Raw genomic sequence first — 19,664 nt, 5'->3', positions numbered from 1 at the left:
GCGGTCAGCGTAGTCAAGCGGCCTTCATGTGCCTGCCGTAGGTCGGGTCGAGCCCGAACACCTTGGTGACCTGCCGGAGATAATGGCGCCGTCCGGCGGCCCCGATCAGCTCCTGGAGCGCCGTCGCGCCCGGCACCATCCGCCGGACCGTCTCGGCGGCGAAGTTGACGCCCGCCACCGCGACCACGGTCGCCTGCGCGAGCGGATCGTCGGGCAGCTCCAGGAAGTCGGCGTTGGTCTTGCCCAGCAGGAGCCTGCTGATCGCCCCGTGCCCGGCGACCGAAACGTGCGAAAGGACCTTGCCGACCGCGCCCCGGCCCTCGCCGATCGCGGCGTGGGACTTCATGAGCGCCGCGGCGAGCCGTTTGGAATCGTCGTCGGGGATGAACTCGGTGGTGGCGAGCAGCCACAGCAGACGCCAGGCGTCGTCCTCGCCGGCGGGCAGGAGTTCCTCGTCGACGCCCATCAGCCAGCCGACGTAACGCCAAAGGTGCAGGATGTCGGCGCGCTCGCGGGCGCTGTAGCGGAGCCCGAGTAGTTGCGTGCCGAAGACGTAGACGAGCGAGAAGAGCAGGAGCGTGCCCGCGGTCTGGACCTGGTTGACCGGCTTGTCCCAAGCGGCGTAATCCCAGTCCTTGCGGCGGTTCATGGCCGCGCGGACGTGCGCGTGCACGATCCGCACCCGCAACGCGGACTCGTACCCGCGCCCGCCGGGCACCAGCGCGCCGGGCGTCGTCACGTGGATCCACCACGTCGCCGTCTCGACGAGGCGCCGCGCCGCCTTGTACTCGATCTCGCCGGTGCCGACGAGCGCCTTCGTGGCGCGCGACGCGAGGTAGCCGCCCATCAGCGAAACGTCGCCGAGCGGGAACAGACCGAGCAACCCGGCGCGCGTGATCGCACGGGCTCCGCGATCCAACCGGTCCGAATCGACCCAGTACGGCGTCGCCTCGACGTCGCGGAAGAAGGCTTCGAGCGCCTCCGGCGGACTCTCGACGCTGTCGATGCCTTGCCGCAGCGCCTGTTCGAACTGGCCTTGAGCACCCTCGCGCAACAGCGGCACCAGCACGTCGGCCGCCGGATCCTCCCGCTGCGCGAATCGCCGCAACCGGTCCACCTGGCGCTCGTCGCCCCTGATGTCGCCCTCGATGAACAACCTCGACGCGACCCGGAACCCGCCTTGACGGAACAGTTCGGGATCAGGCAGCCGCTCGCCCATCCGGATCACCTCCGAGTTCGACAACAAGTGTTGTCACTTTCGCGGGCGACGTCAAGGATGGGGTGGGTCTTGGCAAGGGGAGATCCGGACCATGTATGCTTGCCACGCACTGCGGATGTAGTTCAATGGTAGAACATCAGCTTCCCAAGCTGAATACGCGGGTTCGATTCCCGTCATCCGCTCAGATGCGAAAGCCCCAGGTCAGTGGATGTCCACTGAGGACCTGGGGCTTTCGCTTTGCCTGGCCGCCGGTGCTCGCGTGCCATTAACGTGCCATTAGCCGACCGGGACCGGTTGGCCGTCCTGATCTTCGTCGTCGTCCGGAGTCGTGCCCTTGCGGTGTCGGTCGACGAGCTTGGACAGTCGGTCCGCGATCTGCGCGTCGGCCTCACTCGTCGCTCGCTGGTAGATGAGGGCCGCCCGCATGTCGTCATGCCCCATCCGCGCCATGAGGTCCTTGGTCGACGTGCCCGCCTTCGACGCCCAGATGTTCCCCGCGTGCCGGAGGTCGTGGAAGTGCAGGCCCTTGAGGCCCATCTTCTCCACGACCTCGACCCACTTCGTCCGCTGACTGAAATTCGGCCGACGTACCGCGTTCCCACCTCGCTCACCGGTGAAGAGCAGCGCGTCTTGCTCAGGCTTGACCCACGTCTCCAGGTGACGCAGAAGGTCAGGCCGGACCGCCGCCGGAATGATCAGCGTCCGGACACCCGCCCTCGACTTGGGCGGCCCGACTACAAGCCCGCGACCGGGAACCTCGACCATCGCGCGCGACACCCGAACCCAGCCTGCATCTTCGGCGACGTCGCACCGACGCAATGCGGTCACCTCGCCCCACCGCAGCGACCCGAACGCAGCGAGGAGCACCAGGGCGCGGAAGCGCTCCGGCATCCGGCTAGCCAGGTCGAACACTTGGGCCACGGTGATCACCGGTCGTTCGTCCGGATTCTCGCGATCGGCCCCACGGACCCGACACGGGTTGCGAGGCAGGATCTTGTCCTCCTCCACTGCTGTATTCAGGATCGCCCGCAACAGCCGATAGGACTTGGCCGTCACAGACTCCGAAACACCAACCGTCAGCCGGTCAGCACGCCACTGCCGAATGATCGCCGTGGACAGCTTGCCCAGCTCGACCCCGCCGAGGTCCGGCGCAATGTGCTTACGCAGCAACCATTTGTACAGCTCGACCGTACGCGGACGAAACCCCGGCCGTTGGGTGATCCACTGGTCCGCGTAGTCGCCGAGCTTGCGCTTTGCCCGCTCCGGGTCGATCCACTCGCCTTGTGTGACCTGCGTTTCCGTCAACGACAGCCAGCGTTCGGCGGCCCGCTTCGTATCGAACGTGTCCGGCGCCGGTCGCATGATTCCGTCTGGACCGGGATAGCGAGCCTGCCACCGCTTGGACGGAAGTTGCCGAACGGTCCCGAACCCACGATGCCCACGCTTGTTCGCCATCTCAGGCCGCCCTTCCCAGGTCACGGCGGACCGATGCGCGCGTGATCGGCTCTACCCGCCCTGCCTGCATGAAGCTCTCCAGATCCCCGAGAGCGACACGGACATGGACCCCCGCCTTATGGAAGGCGATGCGTCGTTCCGCGATCAGCCGCCGCACGAGCCGGACACCAGTGTTCAGGTAGGCAGCCGCCTCTTCGACCGTCAGATACTTGGCTTCCATGTGTTCCCTCCCCCAGTTCCTAAGCAGCCACACCCTGAGTTGCCGAAAGATCCGGCGGACTCTGCGCAGCGAGTAGCGCCCTGTCGTACTCGGCTTTCCAGGTGATCCGTTCAGAGATCGCGTGCATCACCAGGTGGTCCCGAGGAGGCACGTTCGCGTCGCTCGAATCGACCTTGCGCCAGACCAGCCGCGCCGGGTCCGGTGCCGGTTTCTCGATCCCGACCGCCGCCAGCGCTTGCAGGACGAACGCCTTCCGGTCCGCCTTGTGGTCGACGAGCGTCTTGCCCGACCACTTGCGCGACACCAGCACTCGACGCCCCGGCAGGCCGAGCGTGGTCCGCCGGTGAGCCCGCCCCTTGCAATGCCCCGGAGTCGTTTTCCCGTTGGCGCCCCTGGGATTGATGCCGTAGAGCAACCACACCGCGCACCGAGGCGAGCAGGGTGTCACCGACAGCTCAGCGTGCAACCGGTCGTGGTGATCCTTCTGTCTCGCCGTGTCGGCTTCGACCACCTCACCCGTGGACTTGGTGAGGTACTTGGTCAGATAGCCGATGTGCCGCCCAGCCTCTTCGGAGCCGCCGAGGATGCCCTTCGAGTGAACCTGACGGCCGAAGGTGACCACGTACGCCGGGTGCTCCACGGCCTCTATCGCGTCGTTCCAATCGGTCAGCGGTTCGCGGGTGTCCGGGTCGACGAACACTCTGGTGTCGCCGTCCCAGACCGGCATCCGGTCGACGTAGACGACCTGGTCATGGTTGGGCCACCAGACCTGGTGATAGGTCGCTTCTGTGACCTGGCGGATCACGTCATGCGGGACCGATCCCCGAATCGCCGCGTGCAGATGGGGCGCCGCGCGCCGTTGGGGTTCGACGGTCGCGAAGTACTGCGCGTCCCAGCCGACCACGCGCCGGAGGTTCTGCCACCACCGGTCCACCAGTGCGGAGAAGTGGACCGCGTCCCGAGCGGCCCGCCGGTAGTCGTAAGTCGCCGGGTCGACCGGTGCGCCGTCGGAGCGGACCGGGCCGTAGGTGTCGCATGTGAGTGTGACGAACATCGACGGCCGGAAACGCCCCGCGTACTCACGTCCGACCGTGGTCTTCGCGACCTTGCGCCGAGGCAGATTCGGCGCGTCCTGTCGCCGCTTCGTTGACCGCTTCACCGCCTTCTTCATGGGCAGGTCGATCGAGGGGAGACGGCCCCGCATGCCGAGTTGCCGAAGTTCGTCGTCGACTCCTTGGATCTCCTCCCGCAGCTCCTCCGCTTCGGCCTGGTCCGTCTCTTGCCGATAGGCGGCGACGAGGTCGGCCCGGAACGCCAGCAGCTCCGTCTGCATCTGGGACGGTGGCTCTGCGGTGAAGTCGGGTTCTTCGGTCATGTGCCAGCCCTCGCGGCACTGGACTTGCCTGAGCGCCTTGGCCTTGCGGGCACAGGGCAGGCAGACCGATTCGACGGTCGAGCCGCAGGGAACCGGGACGTAGCGGAGTTCTCCGGTGTCGGTGTCGCCCACCTCCATCGTGAACGGCCGAACGCACACGCCGTGCTTCTCAGCGGTCGCTTTCACCACGTCGGAGGCCAGGGGTTCCCGCATCCGAGCGGCCCGAGAGTTGGCCGGCGGGGTCACCGCGGCTTCATTCGTACTCATCAGGCCGCCACCTCCCCAGGCGTGTTCCACTGCCGCAGCACGAACACCGGCATCTCCTGCCGCATCCCCGCAGGCAGGTCCGGGAAGGTCGCTTCGTCGAACTGGACACCGCCGTAGACCGCGACCGGGATGCCGCAGGGAGTCCGGCCCTGGACTTCCAGGTGCACGCTCCCTCCATGAGGCACCCGCCAAATCGAGGCGGTCACGTTGTCCAGGGAATCCGCCCAGACGACCAGGCTCCGTGCCACGTCCGTCAGACCATCGGCATCGAGCTGGACAGACACCGGGTCCGGGCCGAACCCGACCCGCACGGACGCAACCGGCGGAAAAGCGTAGGAGTCGAGGTGATCGCGGATCGCATCGAGGAACACCAGAACGCGGTTCACGCCGCCACCTCCTCGCCACCACGGCGGACAGGAAGGTCGACCACGTGGGCGCCGCCGTTGGTGACGTAGTTCTCCAAGGCTTTGACCGTCTCGTCCGGCACCCAGCCAGCCCGGACCCGCAGCGGTTCGCGGATGCCTTCGCCCCAGATGTAGCCGACGCCAGCCGTGGATTCCTCAATGCGATTGGCCCAGGCACCCCGTTCGTAGGCGCCATCACCGAGGACCATCCCGACGTGCGTCTTCGAGGTGACACGCAAGCACACTCGACGCGGGAACAGTTCCCGAACCGGGACCGTGTCCTTCGTCGGCTCCTGCACGTAGCCACGCACCGTGTAACCCAGTGCCCGACCTTGCGTGGTCAGGATGGCGACCCGTTCGACGATGGCTTCGCGGGTCTTGCGGTCGGTGTACTTGGTCAGTGCCCCGATCTCGTCGAACTCCAGCACCTCCAACGGGTTTTCCTTGGAGATCGGAACCTCACGAGTCAATCCGGCAAACTCGCGCTTGCGGGTCTCAAGGCCGTCGAGCAGGTCGTCCAGGACCTCGATCGCGTCCTTCCCCGCGACCCCGTAGCGGGCGAAGATCCCGCGTCCGTAGGCGAGTTCCATCCCCTTCGGGTCGATCCCCGAGATACGCACCGTCCCGGCCCGGATCGCCGACGCCGCCGACACAAGCGGGCACCACATGACCGAGTTCTTTCCGGCTCCGGTGGCCCCGGCGACGAGCATGTGCGCGCCCGGACCGGTCAGCGGCAGCCGCCAGTCCTTCCCGTACTCGGTCCGTCCGGCGAACACCCGCCGCAGATCCGCGCCGTCGACGGCCGCCAGGTCGGGCAGCTCCGCACAGTCCACCGAAGCCTTGAGGAGGTCACGACGCTGGAAATCCAGCGAGACGACGTTGGGTTCCAGCTCTCGCACCTGGCACCGCGTGACCTTACGAGCGACCGCCAACGCACGGGCGGCATCGTCGAAGTCTTCCGGCTTCTGTCCCGGTACGAGCTGGATGCGGACCTCATCCCAGGATGGCCCCGACTTCACCCCCAGCACCTTCGGCACCTGCATCGCAGCACTACCCGCCGCAGCATGAGAAACCGCCTTGCGACGGCGGCCGACGAGGTTGACCGTGACTTCGACGGGCACGGTGCCGTCGGATATAGAGAGGCCGCAGGCGTGCAGCCAGCCGGACAGTTTCCGGGCGTAGGTGAACCAGCGCAGCCACCACGCCCGTAGGAACCGGCCGCAGCACCGGTCGAACGACACCACGTCGAGCAGCCGCCACCCCACCAGCACCACGCTGACCGAACCCGTCGTGATGGCCAGCGACGGCCAGCCGAGCCACTGCCACCAGGCCACCGCAGCGAGCACGCCGAGGCTGGTCCGCCAGTGTTGGAATACCTGCTTTCCCAACCACCCCAGCAATTTCACGGCCGACCACAGGGCGATGAAGACGACCATAGCGGCGGCGAGGACTTCCGCGATCGTGGCCAGGGCGCGGCCGAGCTTGTGCAGCAGCCACACCACCACACCCAGCACCCCGCCGCCGACGAGGAGAAGACCGATCCCGTTAGCGTTCATCGGCGACCACCGCCGGTCAGGTCCAGCGGCAGCATTCCCCGGCAGGGAGCACATTCGGTCTCACCGGACAGGAGCTTCGCGAACCGCTTACAGACCGTGCAGCGCGTTCGGGTGACCCCGTCTAGCGGACGCTTGTTGCCATCGTTTAGCGTTGTCATTGTTCACTTCCAGAGGTTGTGGACAGCGCAGGACCGGCGAGGTTTCCTAGGCCAGTTACCGGTTCTGCGCCTTACGGGACTTGCACAGCGCGTGAGGACGTGTTTGCACGCCGCACGTCCCCACGCGCGTTTTTCGCTCTGTCATTCAGTTTCTAGCTGGCTTGCGACTTCCCCTTCTGGATCTGCGCGGCCACCTCCTCGGCCATCCGCTCCTCATAGCCCACCCAGTAACGAAGTTCGTGGTGATGTCCTCGGTCCACATCGGACACAGCGCGGTACATGCGCGCGTTCTCCTTGTGGAACTTCAGCCACGTCTCCAGGTTCGAACCCGGCTTCGGCCTGCGGGCCGAGGCGACCGCGTGCGCGTCTCGGAGGGTTTGGGGTTCATTCCGGCCGGGCGTCGTCATCACGCACCGCCTTGTGCTTGTCGAGGAACACGGCCAGTTCGTCCGCGCTGTCGCGGATTTGGCGAAGGAGCCGGATGAATTCCGGCCACTCGGCCGGATCGGACGGCGGCAGGATCGCCAGGCTGTCCGGATCCAGGTAGATCACCAGAGCCGGGTTCGCCGAACCATTGCCCTGCATCCCCGCGACCGCCTGCCGCCCCGGCTTCCACATCGCGTTGAACGCCACGGCCCTGACTCTCCTCGCTGTAGGCGCGCATCTCCCACGACCGCGCGTTCTCCTCGAACCCCTCAGCAGCCGCCGACACCGCAGCCAGCACCCACCACGGCAACTGACCCTGAGCCGCCAGCTCCCGCCACGCCGACGCCACCGCCCAGGAAGCGACAGCCATGTCATGCGCCGCCAGGGCATCCCCGCCCTGCGCAGTCCGCTGCGTCATCGCGCCGTAGTGGCGATACGCCACCTCCCAGCTCTGGACCAGGTGCGGTGGAACCACGGCCACGCCCTCAGTGCCAGGCACCCGGCCCGTCATCACGCCGCCTTGGGCGTGGACTCGGCAGCGTTGGATGCACGGCCCGACTTGGATGCGCCACCGATGCGGCAGCCTTGAAACCGGTCGCGCGGAAGACGTAGGACTGGTACTTGAACTCGCCCTGACCAGCCACCTTCGGCTCAGCCGTCAAGCCATCCAGCTCGATCGGCCGCATACCCGGCAGCACCTCCGACGTGGTCGGCACTGGCTGCACATCGGCCAGGAACGTGACGTCGTAAGACGCGCGCTTGGAGTTGGTCTCGCTCGGGTCGGTGACCGTGGCCTTCCACTGCCGCTTGCCCGTCACTTCGTCGACCCGCTGACGAACAGGTCGGCCTGCGGAGCGGTCTTCCCGCGACTGGTACTCGTTGTCCGGCGCGACCTCTCCGACCATCACCAGCCCTAGCGGGAACGCGGCATCAAAGTCGATCTCGAAACGGTGTCCCTTGGCGATCGCCATGTCGTCTGTCTCCTGTCGTCTCTGGAGCCCTACCGGACTTGCACCTGTTAGAGGTAGTTCTATTAAGCGCTTCGCTGCGCAAGTTGTCAATAGAACTATCTCTATCGGGCTCCGTAGACCATGATGGGGTGATACCGCTAGCGTTATCGACCGACGAAGGAGGACCAGGTGGGCACTGGCTACCGAGAGCTGGCCGCGATCCTGCGAGACGCGATCCAGCGGGGCGACTACGCCCCGGACACCACGCTGCCCAAGCAAGACGAGCTGGCCAACGAGTACGACGTCAACGTCAACACCGTTCGCAAGGCCGTTGGGGTCCTCGAAGCCGAAGGACTGGTCACGCCGATCAGACGACGCGGGACAGTCGTTCGTGCACGCCCGCCCATGAAGCGCCTGGGCAAAGATCGGTACGCGAAGAGCAAGTGGAAGTACGGCGATACCGTCGCCTTCGTCGCAGACCGTGAAGCGTCCGGCCGAGACTGGAAGCCGACCGACCAGACGCAGACCGTCGCCAAGATCGAAGCTGACCGAGAGGTCGCCGACGCCCTCGGTGTCATCGTCGGATCACCGGTCTACGAGCGGGCACGACTGGTCAAGGACGCCGGCCAGCCCACCCATGTACTCACCAGCTACTACCGGCCCGCCGACGTCGAAGGCACGCCCATCGTCGACCCAACCCCCGGCCCAGCCGGACGAGGCGGCGGGTTTCTGGTCCTCACCCTGCAAGGTCTTGAGCCGGACACCATGACCGAGACCTTCTACGCGCGGATGCCGACGCCCGACGAGGCGGAACAGCTCGAACTGCCCGCAGGCGAACCCGTCATGGTCCTGCAACGCCGCACGTACACCGAGGACGGCCGCGTGGTCGAGTTCGCACGAGGCGTGCACGCCGCAAGCCGGTTCTCCTGGACCTACACTTTCAAGATCCCCGACTGACCCCGGAGACCCAGATGCCCGAGCGTTCGACCACCCTGCCGGACGACCTCCGCGCCGACGTCCAGACGCTCTGGGACTACCACGACATGCACCACGAACTCCGGCCCGCCGACGTCGGGATCGGACTCGGCAGCCACGACCTCGGCGTCGCCACCTACGCCGCGGAACTGTTCCACGCCGGGATGTTCCCGCTCATCGTCTTCACCGGGGCCAACGCGCCGACGACCGTCGAACGCTTCCCGCGCGGTGAGGCAGTGCACTATCGCGGACATGCGCTTGAGCTGGGCGTACCCGATGACGCGATCTTGGTAGAGCCCGAGGCGCGGAACACTGGAGACAACATCACGCTCACTCGAAAGCTGCTGGAGTCACGCGGCATCGAGGTCGGGTCGGTCGTTCTCATCTCTCGGCCGTACCAGCAGCGACGCGCGTATGCGACCTGCAAGAAGCTCTGGCCCGAGGTCGACGTCATCTGCGCTTCGCGGCCGCTCCCGCTGGACGAGTACATCGAGAGCATCGGCGACGTGGACCGCGTCATCAACATGCTGGTCGGCGACACCCAGCGCATCACCGTCTACGCCGAACGCGGCTTCGCGATTGCCCAAGAAATTCCCGCAGAAGTCAAAGACTCGTACGACCAGTTGGTGAAACATGGCTTCACGCAGCGTTTACTTTGACTGCCGAGTCAAGAAAGCTTCCCATTCTTAGGCAAGTCGACCAAGCGAAGCGGCACCTTCCTTCAAGTACTCAAGCTGTTGAAGCGTCGCCGCACATAGTTACTATTCAACGGAGTTGCTGTGCATAGCCACATGATCGACGAGAGTCTCCGCAATCACTTCGCCGAGCCGAACAGGTACCGCGTTCCCAATCAGACGACCCAATTGACTAAAGCGTACCGCTTGGTCCGGGCGAACAAATTTGTACGACCGGGGAAATGTCTGCAGCATTGCCGCTTCCCTCAATGAAATAGCTCGATCCTGTTCAGGGTGACCAAATCGCCCATTCCCAAAACCGAAGCATTGGGTCGTGATGGTCGGCGCTACTTTATCCCACTCCATTCGCCCGTAGACGCTGGAGTAGTTCGCACCGGACTCCTTCTGATGGCATGCAGCTTGCAAACCCGGTTCCCAATCTCGCCAAGTCCCGCCAGGTTTTGAGGCTTGAATGCGCCTCAAGTTGATCTGACTGAGCCGGGAAGAGGCATGGAGAGGATCGTCAACATGCTTTTCGCCTGCGGCAATATTAGGCAAAGACCCGATAGTCTGCCTCACAGTCCTGATCCGCCGACGCGACGAAGTTATTTCGAGCCCAGCGCTCCCCAGCTTGGAGGCGAACAGCACTAGACGCTTTCGCGACTGAGGAACGCCAATGGTCGCACATTCCACGATGCTCCACCGCACATGGTAACCCTTCAGACTTTTCAGGAAGTCCGCGAAGACCGAATGCGTAGAAAGCTGCTGGACGTTTTCCATCGTAACCAGGTCCGGCTGGATCTTCTCGACCAATTCGCCGAAGCTGCCAACCAAGTCCCAATCGCCCGAACGCTTACCCTTGCGTCCAGCCTGACTGTACGAGGAGAATGGTTGACAGGGGGCACAACCAGCAAGAAGGCTGTACTCGGCGCCATCGTAGAAGGAGCCGATCAGGTCTACGTCAATCTCTTTTACGTCAGCCTCAATGAATTTTGCCTTATTGTTAGCCTCAAAAGGAAAGCGGCATAGTGGATCCAGGTCTACCCCAGCAGCGACTTCTATCCCTCCTCGCACGAGGCCATGCGTAAGCCCTCCAACGCCGCAAAATAGATCAACTGCACGGATTCGACGTGTCGACGCCTTCTTTTGACTCACTGATTCACGCTCGCAGGCATGCCAGCGGGATTGAGAAATTCTTTCAAATCAACATAAGTTCCAATACAGGTGATAACCTCACGCAAGTACTTGCCCACTGCCTCAGCTACCATTTTTAACTCAGAAACCGTAACCCCATCAGCGCAGTCAGCGAAAGAAACAGAGCCATGAGCTAGCCCGTTCCTTCGATCCTTGACGAGCTTCAAGGGCCCCAAATTATCACGTATCGAGCGTTTCGCGAGAGCGTTTGTGGCAGGGGAAATCGAAAGCTTGCAGCCAAGTCTTTTAGTAATCTCGTAGATACTTTCGTCATCCCAGTTTCCACCACCACCACGTTCAACCTGGAAGCTCGCCACCGGCAGCTGATTTATGAGATGCTCACACATTTTCAATGCGCTATTAAGGCGATTATCTGGAGCCATGTCAGACTGATGGGTTCGAGCCATAGAGCGAACCCATTCGCGTCGCATGCTCTCGTTAAGATCGTCAACCCGCCAACGTCCGTCGCGCACCGCAGACTCAACAACTGAATCCACACATAGTGAGACGGCAGCTTCTACCAGATTATAGAGCTGCAAATATAGACTTGAGTACAAGATTTTCTGTTGCGCCGGGCTTATCCGGGCAGCAAAAGAACCGATCTTTGGAGCACCCAACTGAGCGGCCTTCTCGACGTCCTCTAGAAATGAAACATAATCTTCAATTTCAGCGAAACGATCGTCAAAGAATGAAAGCAAGTCAGCGCTATTCACGACTTGCCCACCAACTTGTCTCTAACAAATTCGATGCGATCGCGAAGCCTGGACCGCGCATTTGCGCCATCGGAGTTTGTCACCTTTATGAAGCCTGGATCTTCAATCCAGTCGGCAATCCCAAGCTCAGCCGTCGTCTTGCTCGCGATCGCGGGGTCTTCCACTAGGGCACTTGCGGCCCCTATAGCGATAGATTCAAATCGAGCCCGCGGCGTAGCCGAGCTCCGCGCAGTCTTAGAGAAGTTGTTCGGAAAAACTTGGCTAACAAACTTCATTGTTGCATAGAATCGACGCTTATATTCGTCGACAAGCGCTGGATCGGATTTGAACGTCTCGTTCATTTTGCGCGAGTACTGAAACAAGAAGTCTGACGGTCGATCCCGGTAATCATCGAGTCCATCACCGTATGCAAAGAATCGAGTTACCAACTCTTCGCGCTCACGCTCGCGCACACTCTTGGTAGACATCGGAGTCATTGCAACAAATTCTTGACTAGTAGACAAATCGATGATCATATCCAAGAAGGGGCCTATCAATGCACCGCGGCGGACCTCTGCAGTGTTTGCGATCTTGCTTCCGGTATTGATCCTTGCGAACATATCGAAACGAGCAGCTTCATCTGCATGCTCATTTAAGATTATTCCGCGAATCGAACGATTTAGTATTTTTCGCTGCCTAGACTGCGGCAAATCCTTAAAGGTCAGACCCGTTACATGAGTAAGTTGCTCCAGCGGGCCAAGCCGAAAGCCGCCGAAGATGAATTCTTCGATCGTCCGAAGACGTTGTGATCCGTCAACAATTTCAAGGCGACCATCAGGCATCTCCCAGAAGAAGATGAATGGTATCGGAAGCCCCATAAGCAGAGACTCGATGAACCGAGACTTTCTCTCGTCTTCCCAAGTGTATTCGCGCTGGTAGGCAGGGACTTCGTACTCGCCGTCTCGCACCTTCATCGCAAGGATCTCAACGGAATACTCCGTAATGTAGAACTCGATCCTTTTTGATTGACTTACGATCTGAGCTTCAGCCGCTAAGATGTCATCGGCCGAAGGTTCGACCACCTTTTGTGCCTTAGACATCTTCACCCCTGTAGCCCGAGTACGCGTGCCGCTCCTGTCTAACTGCCCATAATACAATGGACCGATCACCAACTCGGCATCCGCATGCCTGTAGCAGTCCGGCGTGTCAACCCCGGCTTAAGTGCTAGCTGGCTAGCTCTGATGGCTCGCACACACAGCGCAACCCGACCAGGACACGGAGGTCTGCCGAACTTGGCTCTCTGGGATCAAGGCGCGCCGCCGGCGGCGGCGCGCACGTCACCTCCCGTTCGTCGGCCCACCCGCTTGCGGGACGGACGGCCTGCCGCTCCGCTCCGGCCGCCGCCCGCCGGGTGGGCTCGCCGGACCGGTAGACCGCACAGCGCGCCACCGCTGACGACGATCAACTCATCGGCCTAGTTACGCAGCCCAGTGCCGCTGGCAGGGTCGATCTCATGCCGACCTCAGACCGCTCCGCAGCAGAAGCACACGCCTCCGCAGCACGCGAAGCCCTCGAACATGGCCGAGACAACGCGGACCCGATCCAGCTGGCCGGCGTCGAGGGCATCCTGGCGGTGTATCACCAGCTGAAGCACATGCAAGACGACTCGATCACCCTCCGGGGCGCAGCCGACTTAGCTGGCGCCATGGACACGCTTAGCCGCAAGCTTCCCGAACGCTAGAGCCACCACCCCGAAGCCGGATCATGACTACGGCCGGTAGCACCGCGTCAAGGCGGGAAAGCGTGCCTTGACCCGGCACCACCGGCCGCGTGCTGGCTTCGTATCGGGATGGCGGGGGAGGTGTGGGCAGAGCCCAGGTCATGCCATTAGCGTGCCATTAGGGCCGGTCAACCAAGGTCAACGGCGGGCACAGCGAGGCAGGCTAATCCGCAGGTCAGGGGCACTTTCCAGCATGATCACCCTGGTTCCCAAGCTGAATACGCGGGTTCGATTCCCGTCATCCGCTCTCTCGCGAAAGCCCCAGTTCAGTGGATGTCCACTGAGGACCTGGGGCTTTCGCTTTGCTTCGGAGTCCCCGATGACCGAAACCTTGCCGGACGATCTTCGCGCCGACGTCCGGACGCTCTGGGACTACCACGACATGCACCACGAACTCCGGCCCGCCGACGTCGGCATCGGACTCGGCAGCCACGACCTCGGCGTCGCCACCTACGCCGCGGAACTGTTCCATGCCGGGATGTTCCCGCTCATCGTCTTCACCGGGGCGAACGCGCCGACCACTGTCGAACGGTTCCCTCGCGGCGAGGCAGTGCACTACCGCGAACACGCACTTGAGCTGGGCGTGCCGGACGACGCCATCCTGGTCGAGCCCGAGGCACGGAACACGGGGGACAACATCACGCTCACGCGCGCGTTGCTAGATTCTCGCGGCATCGAGGTGGGATCTGTCGTCCTCATCTCGCGGCCGTACCAGCAGCGGCGCGCTTACGCGACCTGCAAGAAACTCTGGCCAGGGGTCGACGTCATCTGCGCTTCCCGACCGTTGCCGCTGGATGACTACGTCGCGAGCATCGGCGACGTGGACCGCGTCATCACCATGCTCGTCGGTGACACGCAACGGATCACCGTCTATGCCGAGCGCGGTTTCGCTGTCCAGCAGGACATCCCGAACAACGTCGCCGAGGCTTACGATCGTTTGGTCCAGGTTGGCTTCAGAGAACGCCTTTTGCCTCAGGACTGGTGACTGTGTGGATTTCGGGACGTCAGATGTCCCAAAATCCACACAGTCCCGCGTCACCGGCCCTGTCGCGACCTGAGCCGAAGCCGGGGACCCGTCCCTCGCTGAGCGGCTGGCTTCTGGCGCGTGCCGCTCCTCCTGGTCGGCGGGGATCTTCCTCATCGTCGGCTTGAACACGGGCAGCACCCCTGGGCCGTACACCGTCGTTTTCGCCAAGGCGGGTGACGAATGCGGGGCGACAGGGCAATATCTCGACGCGTCCACAGGGGAACCGCTGAGATGTACGGGTCCGGGAGTGCTCCGGGACGCCTCGCTTGAATTCCCCGGGTTTCTCCCGACAGCAGAACGACGAGGTTCGCCGCTTGCTGGCCACGTTGGCGGAAGACGGCGATCTGAGCGTTTTCGACCATCGTTCTGTCCAGGCCGCGTCGAGCGGGAATCCGGCTCGACGCAAATCTGGATCGGCTCGGGTTTGACGGTCACCGGCCTGCTCTTGCTTTCCGACTTCGTCTGGCGATGGCGGCAGAACCGCGAACCGGTTATTGATTTCCCAGCGTTGTTACCGTGCCGGGTATGGAGATCCGGGAATTCACCGAAGAGGACTGGGCGCAGGTTTGGCCGATCGTGCGCGAAGTCGTGCGGGCCGCGGACACGTACACCTACGACCCGGACCTCACCGAGGACGCCGCGCGCGCGAGCTGGATCGAGGCTTCGCCTGGCCGGACGGTGGTCGCGGTCGAGGACGGCCGTGTGCTCGGCACGGCCAAGATGGGGCCGAACCGCGGCGGACCCGGGTCGCATGTGGCGACGGCCAGTTTCATGGTGGACAAGGAAGTTCGCGGCAAGGGCATCGGCGGTGCGCTGTGCGCGAACGCTCTGCAGTGGGCCAGGGAGCAGGGTTTCGCGGGGATGCAGTTCAACGCGGTCGCCGAATCGAACGTGGCCGGGGTCCGGATCTACGAGCGGCTCGGGTTCGAGATCGTCGGCACGGTGCCGGGCGCGTTCGAGCACCCGACGCTGGGGCGCATCGGGCTGCACGTCATGTACTGCGACTTCGGCTGAGGGGTCAGCCTTCGACGAGTTCCCAGGGGGCGTCGGCGCTCGGCCGGTCGTACACCTGGCCGGGCGCGGCGCTCAGCACCAGGGCGACGTCCGGGTACAGGGTGACGGCGTGCTCCATTTCGAGGGCTTCGACCTCGAAGTCCTCGTTCTCCGGCACCTGGAAGCCGACGAGCAGCCAGCTGCCGTCGGCCTCGCGGACGACCTGGCGCACGGCGCGGGCCGGGGCGGCGGGGTCGGTGGAGATCTCGGCGAGTTCAGTACTCACCTGGACTTCTTCCAGCGGTGAGCCCGGATGCGTCCACGCGGCGAGGCGGGCGGCGCGCACCAGGAGGTCTTCCTCGTCGTCGTCCGAGTCGGCGACCGAACTCAGCAGCCACGAGCGCCGCTCCGGATCCCAGTCGGCGGCCATGCCGGTGGGCAGGCCGGCGAGCGCGGCGAGTTCGGGGATGAGCTCCACCGCTTCCCGCAGCGGCAGCGCGCCGAACGCGTCCTTGTTCTCCTCCATGTCCTCGGAGAACTCGTTGCCGTCGCTGATGAACCAGTCACCGTCGTCGTCGAGGACGACGAACGCGAGGTTCGACGGGTCCTCCACCAGCGACCGGGAGATGATCACCGGCGACTCGGGATCCTGACTCAGCGGCCAGTTCTCGCTCGACATGCTGGGCTCCCAACGGGTTGTCCGGCTGTGGGGCACCATCCCACCATCTTCGGCGTTCCCGCCGCGCACCGGACCGGCGGAAGCTCATTCGCTGAGGTCGTACTCGTCGACGTCGAGCGCGGCGGCGGCTTCGGTGAGGAACGCGAGCACGGCGGGCGAGAGGTGCCAGCCGAACTCCTCGCCGCCGTCACGGTGATGGAAATACCGCACCACTTGCAGCACCGCGCTCGCGCCTTCGTCCACCAGCTTCCGGATTTCCGGGCGGACCGGGGCGAGCCTGCCGATCACGCTCTCGATCTGGTCGTCGACCGGTTCCGAACCGCGGTGCGTCACCTTCCAGGCGTGCATCCGCGGCAACCGGTGTTCGGCGGACCGCGAACCCAGTACCAGGACCTCGTCGGGCTCCATGCCGAGCCGCGCGGTGATCTCCCCGGCGGACACGGTTTCGCTCTTCAAGGCGAAGTAGCAGTACTGGTGGACCTTCATACGCCCGGCACCCTAGCTTTCGGGCAGGCTGACCAGGTGAAACGTGACCAATCGCTTATCGAACGACTCGCGCGGGAGCGCAACGCCTGGTTGTGCACGCTCCGGGCGGACGGATCGCCGCACGTCACGCCGGTGTGGTTCGTGTACCTCGACGACGTCTTCTGGATCGGCAGCGGCGAGCGGAACGTGAAGGTGCGCAACGTCGGCAACGATCCGCGCGTCAGCCTCGCGCTGGAAGACGGTGACGCGCCGGTTGTCGCCGAAGGCCTGGCACGCCTCCATGGCGGAGCCCTGCGCGAAGACGTTTTGGCGGCCCTGGCGGCGAAGTACGACGGCTGGGCGGCAGGCGAGGAGATCGAGCCGTTCGGCGCCAGGGTGCTGCTGGAAGTCCCCGTTAAGCGGTGGCTGCTCGCGGGTGTCGCCCAATAGTCTGGAAAGTCCGATACCGATCTTTGGGATGGACGATGCTGACCGGTGAACTGATCCGCTTGCGCCCGCTGGAACCCGAGGACGCGGACACGCTGTGGCGCTGGCACAACGACCCGGAGGTCACGCGCTGGCTGACCGCGGACCACCCGGAATCCCTCGCCCAGATCCGCGAGCGCTTCGCCCACCGGAAGCCCAACAGCTTCAGCCAGGCGAACTTCGCGATCGAGAGCCTCGCCGTCGGCACGCTGATCGGCACCTGCACGCTGCGCGACGCCACCCCGGAGCAGGGACGCGCGGAACTCGACATCTATCTCGGCGAGAAGGACCACTGGGGCGGCGGCTACGGCACCGACGCCATGCGCACCCTCTGCCGCTACGGCTTCGACATGATGCGGCTGCACATGATCGCGCTGTGGGTCGTGGTCGACAACGAGGCCGCGATCCACGTCTACAAGAAGCTCGGGTTCCAGGTGGACGGCAGGCACCGGCAGTCGTTCCGCGGCCAGAACGGCGAGTGGCACGACGAGTATCTGATGAGCCTGCTCGAAGGAGAACTCCGCTAGTCGTTCAGTCCTTTCGTGAGCCTGGCGGGCGCCTTCATCCGCCAGGCCTCCTCGATGAGTTCGCGCAGCTGCGTCTTCTCGACCTTCTCCAAGTCGACGAGGATCGCGCCGTAGCCGTCGTAATGCGGCGTGGTGAAGTACGCGGGGTCGCCGGAGGCCAGCAGGGCCTCCTTCTCCGCGTGCTCGCACAGCAGCATCAGCCCGCCCTCGGCCTCGGTGCGCAGCCGGGCGAAGCTCTTGCCCGCGACCTTGAGCGACGGCGTGCGGTACGACGTGGACTCCTCGACCTCAGGCAGCCTGCCCGCCAGTTCCACGACTTCTTCCCAGGTCGTCATGGCGGCCATTGTGCCCTGGGTCACTGACAAAACCACCCCGTAGACGCAATGAAAGGCCCCTTCCTCGCAAATTTCGCAAGGAAGGGACCTTTCATGGCACTCGCGAGGGCTACGGCAGGACGGTGATCCGGTCCGCGGCGGGCGGAGCGATACCCGGGTGCGCGCCGAAGTACGCGATCAGCGCGTCCAGGTCCACTGGACCACCCGACAGGTTGGTCCCCTTCGTGAACTCGGTGAAGCCGTCCCCGCCGGCGGCGAGGAAGTTGTTCACCGAAACGCGGTACGACACCGCCGGGTCGATCGGCGTGCCGTCGAGCGTCAGGTTCGAGACGCGTGCTCCCTGGGCCGCCGACGCCGAGTACGAGTACTTGAGCGACTTCGAGATCTGCAGGATCCGCACGACCCCGTTGGCCTGCCACTGCTGTTCGAGCACGTTCTTCAGGTCCGCCCCGGTGAGCGTGATCGTCTGCATGATGTTCGCGAACGGCTGCACGGCGAACGCCTCGCCGTAGGTCACGACACCGTCGCCTTCGCCGGCGGGTGACGACGCGTAGGTGAAGTCCGTGCGGATGCCGCCCGGGTTCGTCATGGCGATCTGGGCGCCGTTCGACTTCGTGGCTTCGAGCTGGGCGTCCGCGATGACGTCGCCGAGCGGCGATTCGCCGGAGGCGGCGCCCTTGGCGACCAGATCCGCGGTGATGGTGCCGACGGCCTTGTTCGCGATCGGCGCGGCCTTGGTCTTCGCCTCGTCGATCAGCTTCAGCACGTCGGCGTCCGGCGTGACGTCGCGGGTGACGATCTGGTTGTGCGCCTTGGTTTCACCACGGACGACGTCAAGGGTGCGGCGGTCGATCTTCAGGTCGACGACCGACAGCAGACGGCCGAACGACGCGCCCTGGATCACCGGGCGCGGGTTGCCCGCGGGGTCGTCGATCACGCAGTTGTACTGCTGGTGGCTGTGCCCGGTGAAGACGGCGTCCACTGTGGACGTCACCCGTCGCGCGATCTCGGTCGCCGCGCCCGGTTTGACCTTGCATTCGTCCGGACCCGCGGTCTCGGAGTTGTCGCCCTGGTGCAGCAGCACGACCTGTGCCTTGACCCCGACCAGGTCGAGCAGCTTGGCGGTGCGGTCGATGGCTTGGACCTCTTCGCCGAACTTCAGGCCCTTGATCGCCTCCGGGGTGACGACCTGCGGCAGATCCTTCAGCGTCGCGCCGATGACGCCGATCGGGACGCCGCCGGAGAACTCGATGCTGAACGGCAGCAACACCGGGAAGCCGTTCTCGTAGTACACATTGGACCCGAGGAAGGGGAAGTTCGCGCCCTTGAAGGACTCGCGGAACTGGCAACCGTCGGTCGGGTGGCAGCCGCCGTGCTGCATCCGGCGGAGTTCCTCGAGACCCTCGTCGAATTCGTGGTTGCCCACCACGGAAGCTTCGACACCGAGCTGGTTCAGCAGTTCGACGGTCGGCTCGTCGTGGAACAGCGCCGAGATCACCGGCGACGCGCCGATGCTGTCACCTGCCGAAAGGGTGACCGAGTTGCGCGCTTCGCCGCGAAGCTTCTTCAGGTGCGTCGCGAGGTAGGCGGCGCCGCCCGCGTTGACGGTCGTGCCGTCGGGCAGCGTGACACGGCCGCTCGAACCGGACGGCGGTTCGAGGTTGCCGTGCAAATCGTTGAAGGTGATCAGCCGGACGTCGGTGGTCGCCGACGTGGCGGACGCGGGCGCGGCGACGGCGGCCAGCGCGGTCAGCGCGGCGCCGGCGACTACGGCCAGCCGGGTAGAGAGTTTCATGCTTCCTCCGAT

General features: G+C 64.4%; 22 protein-coding genes, 1 tRNA gene and 1 pseudogene. 8 read left to right on the top strand and 16 right to left on the bottom strand.

The window, feature by feature from the left end; genetic code table 11:
• Positions 1 to 13: 13 nt before the first annotated feature.
• Positions 14 to 1,219 (bottom strand): oxygenase MpaB family protein, encoded by a 1,206-nt coding sequence (locus LCL61_RS07440; protein ID WP_340686161.1) that lies wholly within the window; start codon positions 1,217 to 1,219, stop codon positions 14 to 16.
• A gap of 111 nt (positions 1,220 to 1,330) precedes the next feature.
• Here LCL61_RS07440 and LCL61_RS07435 point away from each other — a divergent pair.
• Positions 1,331 to 1,401: transfer RNA gene (locus LCL61_RS07435), tRNA-Gly, on the top strand.
• A 94-nt stretch (positions 1,402 to 1,495) separates the two neighbouring features.
• On the opposite strand, the gene LCL61_RS07430 is transcribed toward LCL61_RS07435, so the two are convergent.
• From LCL61_RS07430 to LCL61_RS07395, 8 genes and pseudogenes are all read right to left on the bottom strand, one after another.
• Complete coding sequence (locus tag LCL61_RS07430; protein ID WP_340686160.1) at positions 1,496 to 2,698, bottom strand: tyrosine-type recombinase/integrase; 1,203 nt, start codon at positions 2,696 to 2,698, stop codon at positions 1,496 to 1,498.
• Positions 2,676 to 2,894 (bottom strand): helix-turn-helix domain-containing protein, encoded by a 219-nt coding sequence (locus LCL61_RS07425; RefSeq protein WP_340686159.1) that lies wholly within the window; start codon positions 2,892 to 2,894, stop codon positions 2,676 to 2,678. Before LCL61_RS07425 ends, LCL61_RS07430 begins: the two co-directional genes overlap by 23 nt.
• Positions 2,895 to 2,913: 19 nt before the next feature.
• Positions 2,914 to 4,536 carry a replication initiator gene (locus LCL61_RS07420; RefSeq protein WP_340686158.1) on the bottom strand — a complete coding sequence of 541 codons (1,623 nt, stop codon included), beginning with the start codon at positions 4,534 to 4,536 and terminating at the stop codon, positions 2,914 to 2,916.
• Positions 4,536 to 4,922, bottom strand: a complete 387-nt coding sequence (locus LCL61_RS07415; protein WP_340686157.1) for a hypothetical protein — start codon at positions 4,920 to 4,922, stop codon at positions 4,536 to 4,538. The genes LCL61_RS07420 and LCL61_RS07415 overlap by 1 nt, the downstream gene beginning before the upstream one ends.
• Positions 4,919 to 6,496, bottom strand: coding sequence for an FtsK/SpoIIIE domain-containing protein (locus tag LCL61_RS07410; RefSeq protein WP_340686156.1), 1,578 nt, complete (start codon positions 6,494 to 6,496; stop codon positions 4,919 to 4,921). The genes LCL61_RS07415 and LCL61_RS07410 overlap by 4 nt, the downstream gene beginning before the upstream one ends.
• A 310-nt stretch (positions 6,497 to 6,806) precedes the next feature.
• Positions 6,807 to 7,061, bottom strand: coding sequence for an AMED_5909 family protein (locus LCL61_RS07405; protein ID WP_340686155.1), 255 nt, complete (start codon positions 7,059 to 7,061; stop codon positions 6,807 to 6,809).
• Positions 7,039 to 7,287: a hypothetical protein gene (locus LCL61_RS07400; RefSeq protein WP_340686154.1), complete on the bottom strand. Its 249-nt coding sequence runs from the start codon at positions 7,285 to 7,287 to the stop codon at positions 7,039 to 7,041. The genes LCL61_RS07405 and LCL61_RS07400 overlap by 23 nt, the downstream gene beginning before the upstream one ends.
• 303 nt (positions 7,288 to 7,590) lie before the next feature.
• Positions 7,591 to 8,051: pseudogene (locus LCL61_RS07395) on the bottom strand (hypothetical protein).
• Positions 8,052 to 8,219: 168 nt separating this feature from the next.
• Here LCL61_RS07395 and LCL61_RS07390 point away from each other — a divergent pair.
• Positions 8,220 to 8,987: a GntR family transcriptional regulator gene (locus LCL61_RS07390; protein ID WP_340686153.1), complete on the top strand. Its 768-nt coding sequence runs from the start codon at positions 8,220 to 8,222 to the stop codon at positions 8,985 to 8,987.
• A gap of 14 nt (positions 8,988 to 9,001) precedes the next feature.
• Positions 9,002 to 9,664: a YdcF family protein gene (locus LCL61_RS07385; RefSeq protein ID WP_340686152.1), complete on the top strand. Its 663-nt coding sequence runs from the start codon at positions 9,002 to 9,004 to the stop codon at positions 9,662 to 9,664.
• Positions 9,665 to 9,766: 102 nt separating this feature from the next.
• Here the strand turns inward: LCL61_RS07385 and LCL61_RS07380 are convergent, their stop codons facing one another.
• The 3 genes from LCL61_RS07380 to LCL61_RS07370 are packed head-to-tail and all read right to left on the bottom strand — an operon-like array spanning position 9,767 to position 12,665.
• Positions 9,767 to 10,834: a DNA cytosine methyltransferase gene (locus LCL61_RS07380; protein ID WP_340686151.1), complete on the bottom strand. Its 1,068-nt coding sequence runs from the start codon at positions 10,832 to 10,834 to the stop codon at positions 9,767 to 9,769.
• Entirely contained in the window at positions 10,831 to 11,586 is a 756-nt protein-coding gene (locus LCL61_RS07375) for an MAE_28990/MAE_18760 family HEPN-like nuclease (protein ID WP_340686150.1), read from the bottom strand. Before LCL61_RS07375 ends, LCL61_RS07380 begins: the two co-directional genes overlap by 4 nt.
• Entirely contained in the window at positions 11,583 to 12,665 is a 1,083-nt protein-coding gene (locus LCL61_RS07370) for a DUF262 domain-containing protein (RefSeq protein WP_340686149.1), read from the bottom strand. Before LCL61_RS07370 ends, LCL61_RS07375 begins: the two co-directional genes overlap by 4 nt.
• Positions 12,666 to 13,078: 413 nt before the next feature.
• On the opposite strand from LCL61_RS07370, the gene LCL61_RS07365 reads away from it, so the two are divergent.
• The 3 genes from LCL61_RS07365 (at position 13,079) to LCL61_RS07355 (ending at position 15,386) form a co-directional block, all read left to right on the top strand.
• On the top strand, positions 13,079 to 13,306 hold the full coding sequence (locus tag LCL61_RS07365) for a hypothetical protein (RefSeq protein ID WP_340686148.1): 228 nt from the start codon (positions 13,079 to 13,081) through the stop codon (positions 13,304 to 13,306).
• Between the two features lie 358 nt (positions 13,307 to 13,664).
• Positions 13,665 to 14,330, top strand: a complete 666-nt coding sequence (locus LCL61_RS07360) for a YdcF family protein (RefSeq protein ID WP_340686147.1) — start codon at positions 13,665 to 13,667, stop codon at positions 14,328 to 14,330.
• Between the two features lie 567 nt (positions 14,331 to 14,897).
• Positions 14,898 to 15,386, top strand: coding sequence for a GNAT family N-acetyltransferase (locus tag LCL61_RS07355; RefSeq protein ID WP_340686146.1), 489 nt, complete (start codon positions 14,898 to 14,900; stop codon positions 15,384 to 15,386).
• A gap of 4 nt (positions 15,387 to 15,390) precedes the next feature.
• On the opposite strand, the gene LCL61_RS07350 is transcribed toward LCL61_RS07355, so the two are convergent.
• Together LCL61_RS07350 and LCL61_RS07345 are read right to left on the bottom strand one after the other, a co-directional pair.
• Complete coding sequence (locus tag LCL61_RS07350; RefSeq protein ID WP_340686145.1) at positions 15,391 to 16,044, bottom strand: hypothetical protein; 654 nt, start codon at positions 16,042 to 16,044, stop codon at positions 15,391 to 15,393.
• A gap of 84 nt (positions 16,045 to 16,128) precedes the next feature.
• Complete coding sequence (locus tag LCL61_RS07345) at positions 16,129 to 16,530, bottom strand: DUF4279 domain-containing protein (protein ID WP_192747167.1); 402 nt, start codon at positions 16,528 to 16,530, stop codon at positions 16,129 to 16,131.
• 36 nt (positions 16,531 to 16,566) lie between these two features.
• On the opposite strand from LCL61_RS07345, the gene LCL61_RS07340 reads away from it, so the two are divergent.
• Entirely contained in the window at positions 16,567 to 16,959 is a 393-nt protein-coding gene (locus LCL61_RS07340; RefSeq protein ID WP_340686144.1) for a pyridoxamine 5'-phosphate oxidase family protein, read from the top strand.
• A gap of 35 nt (positions 16,960 to 16,994) precedes the next feature.
• The gene (locus LCL61_RS07335) at positions 16,995 to 17,522 is read left to right on the top strand and encodes a GNAT family N-acetyltransferase (RefSeq protein ID WP_340686143.1); all 528 of its coding nucleotides are present in this window, start codon (positions 16,995 to 16,997) and stop codon (positions 17,520 to 17,522) included.
• Here the strand turns inward: LCL61_RS07335 and LCL61_RS07330 are convergent.
• Together LCL61_RS07330 and LCL61_RS07325 are read right to left on the bottom strand one after the other, a co-directional pair.
• Positions 17,519 to 17,857, bottom strand: a complete 339-nt coding sequence (locus LCL61_RS07330) for an MmcQ/YjbR family DNA-binding protein (protein WP_340686142.1) — start codon at positions 17,855 to 17,857, stop codon at positions 17,519 to 17,521. The two genes, LCL61_RS07335 and LCL61_RS07330, sit on opposite strands and share 4 nt — an antisense overlap.
• Before the next feature lie 109 nt (positions 17,858 to 17,966).
• Positions 17,967 to 19,652, bottom strand: coding sequence for a bifunctional metallophosphatase/5'-nucleotidase (locus LCL61_RS07325; RefSeq protein ID WP_340686141.1), 1,686 nt, complete (start codon positions 19,650 to 19,652; stop codon positions 17,967 to 17,969).
• Between the last annotated feature and the right edge of the window lie 12 nt (positions 19,653 to 19,664).

This window comes from Amycolatopsis coloradensis (assembly GCF_037997115.1).
Lineage (GTDB): Bacteria > Actinomycetota > Actinomycetes > Mycobacteriales > Pseudonocardiaceae > Amycolatopsis > Amycolatopsis coloradensis_A.
The sequence above is the reverse complement of the archived record's forward strand: the minus strand, read 5'-3'. Positions and strand labels throughout refer to the sequence as shown.

Bases quoted from the DNA above. Each gene is read 5' to 3' on its own strand.
- LCL61_RS07405 (WP_340686155.1), bottom strand. From the start codon at position 7,061: ATGACGACGCCCGGCCGGAATGAACCCCAAACCCTCCGAGACGCGCAC.
- LCL61_RS07360 (WP_340686147.1), top strand. From the start codon at position 13,665: ATGACCGAAACCTTGCCGGACGATCTTCGCGCCGACGTCCGGACGCTC.
- LCL61_RS07355 (WP_340686146.1), top strand. From the start codon at position 14,898: ATGGAGATCCGGGAATTCACCGAAGAGGACTGGGCGCAGGTTTGGCCG.
- LCL61_RS07365 (WP_340686148.1), top strand. From the start codon at position 13,079: ATGCCGACCTCAGACCGCTCCGCAGCAGAAGCACACGCCTCCGCAGCA.
- LCL61_RS07350 (WP_340686145.1), bottom strand. From the start codon at position 16,044: ATGTCGAGCGAGAACTGGCCGCTGAGTCAGGATCCCGAGTCGCCGGTG.
- LCL61_RS07385 (WP_340686152.1), top strand. From the start codon at position 9,002: ATGCCCGAGCGTTCGACCACCCTGCCGGACGACCTCCGCGCCGACGTC.
- LCL61_RS07330 (WP_340686142.1), bottom strand. From the start codon at position 17,857: ATGACGACCTGGGAAGAAGTCGTGGAACTGGCGGGCAGGCTGCCTGAG.
- LCL61_RS07425 (WP_340686159.1), bottom strand. From the start codon at position 2,894: ATGGAAGCCAAGTATCTGACGGTCGAAGAGGCGGCTGCCTACCTGAAC.
- LCL61_RS07440 (WP_340686161.1), bottom strand. From the start codon at position 1,219: ATGGGCGAGCGGCTGCCTGATCCCGAACTGTTCCGTCAAGGCGGGTTC.
- LCL61_RS07410 (WP_340686156.1), bottom strand. From the start codon at position 6,496: ATGAACGCTAACGGGATCGGTCTTCTCCTCGTCGGCGGCGGGGTGCTG.
- LCL61_RS07345 (WP_192747167.1), bottom strand. From the start codon at position 16,530: ATGAAGGTCCACCAGTACTGCTACTTCGCCTTGAAGAGCGAAACCGTG.
- LCL61_RS07335 (WP_340686143.1), top strand. From the start codon at position 16,995: ATGCTGACCGGTGAACTGATCCGCTTGCGCCCGCTGGAACCCGAGGAC.
- LCL61_RS07325 (WP_340686141.1), bottom strand. From the start codon at position 19,652: ATGAAACTCTCTACCCGGCTGGCCGTAGTCGCCGGCGCCGCGCTGACC.
- LCL61_RS07370 (WP_340686149.1), bottom strand. From the start codon at position 12,665: ATGTCTAAGGCACAAAAGGTGGTCGAACCTTCGGCCGATGACATCTTA.
- LCL61_RS07420 (WP_340686158.1), bottom strand. From the start codon at position 4,536: ATGAGTACGAATGAAGCCGCGGTGACCCCGCCGGCCAACTCTCGGGCC.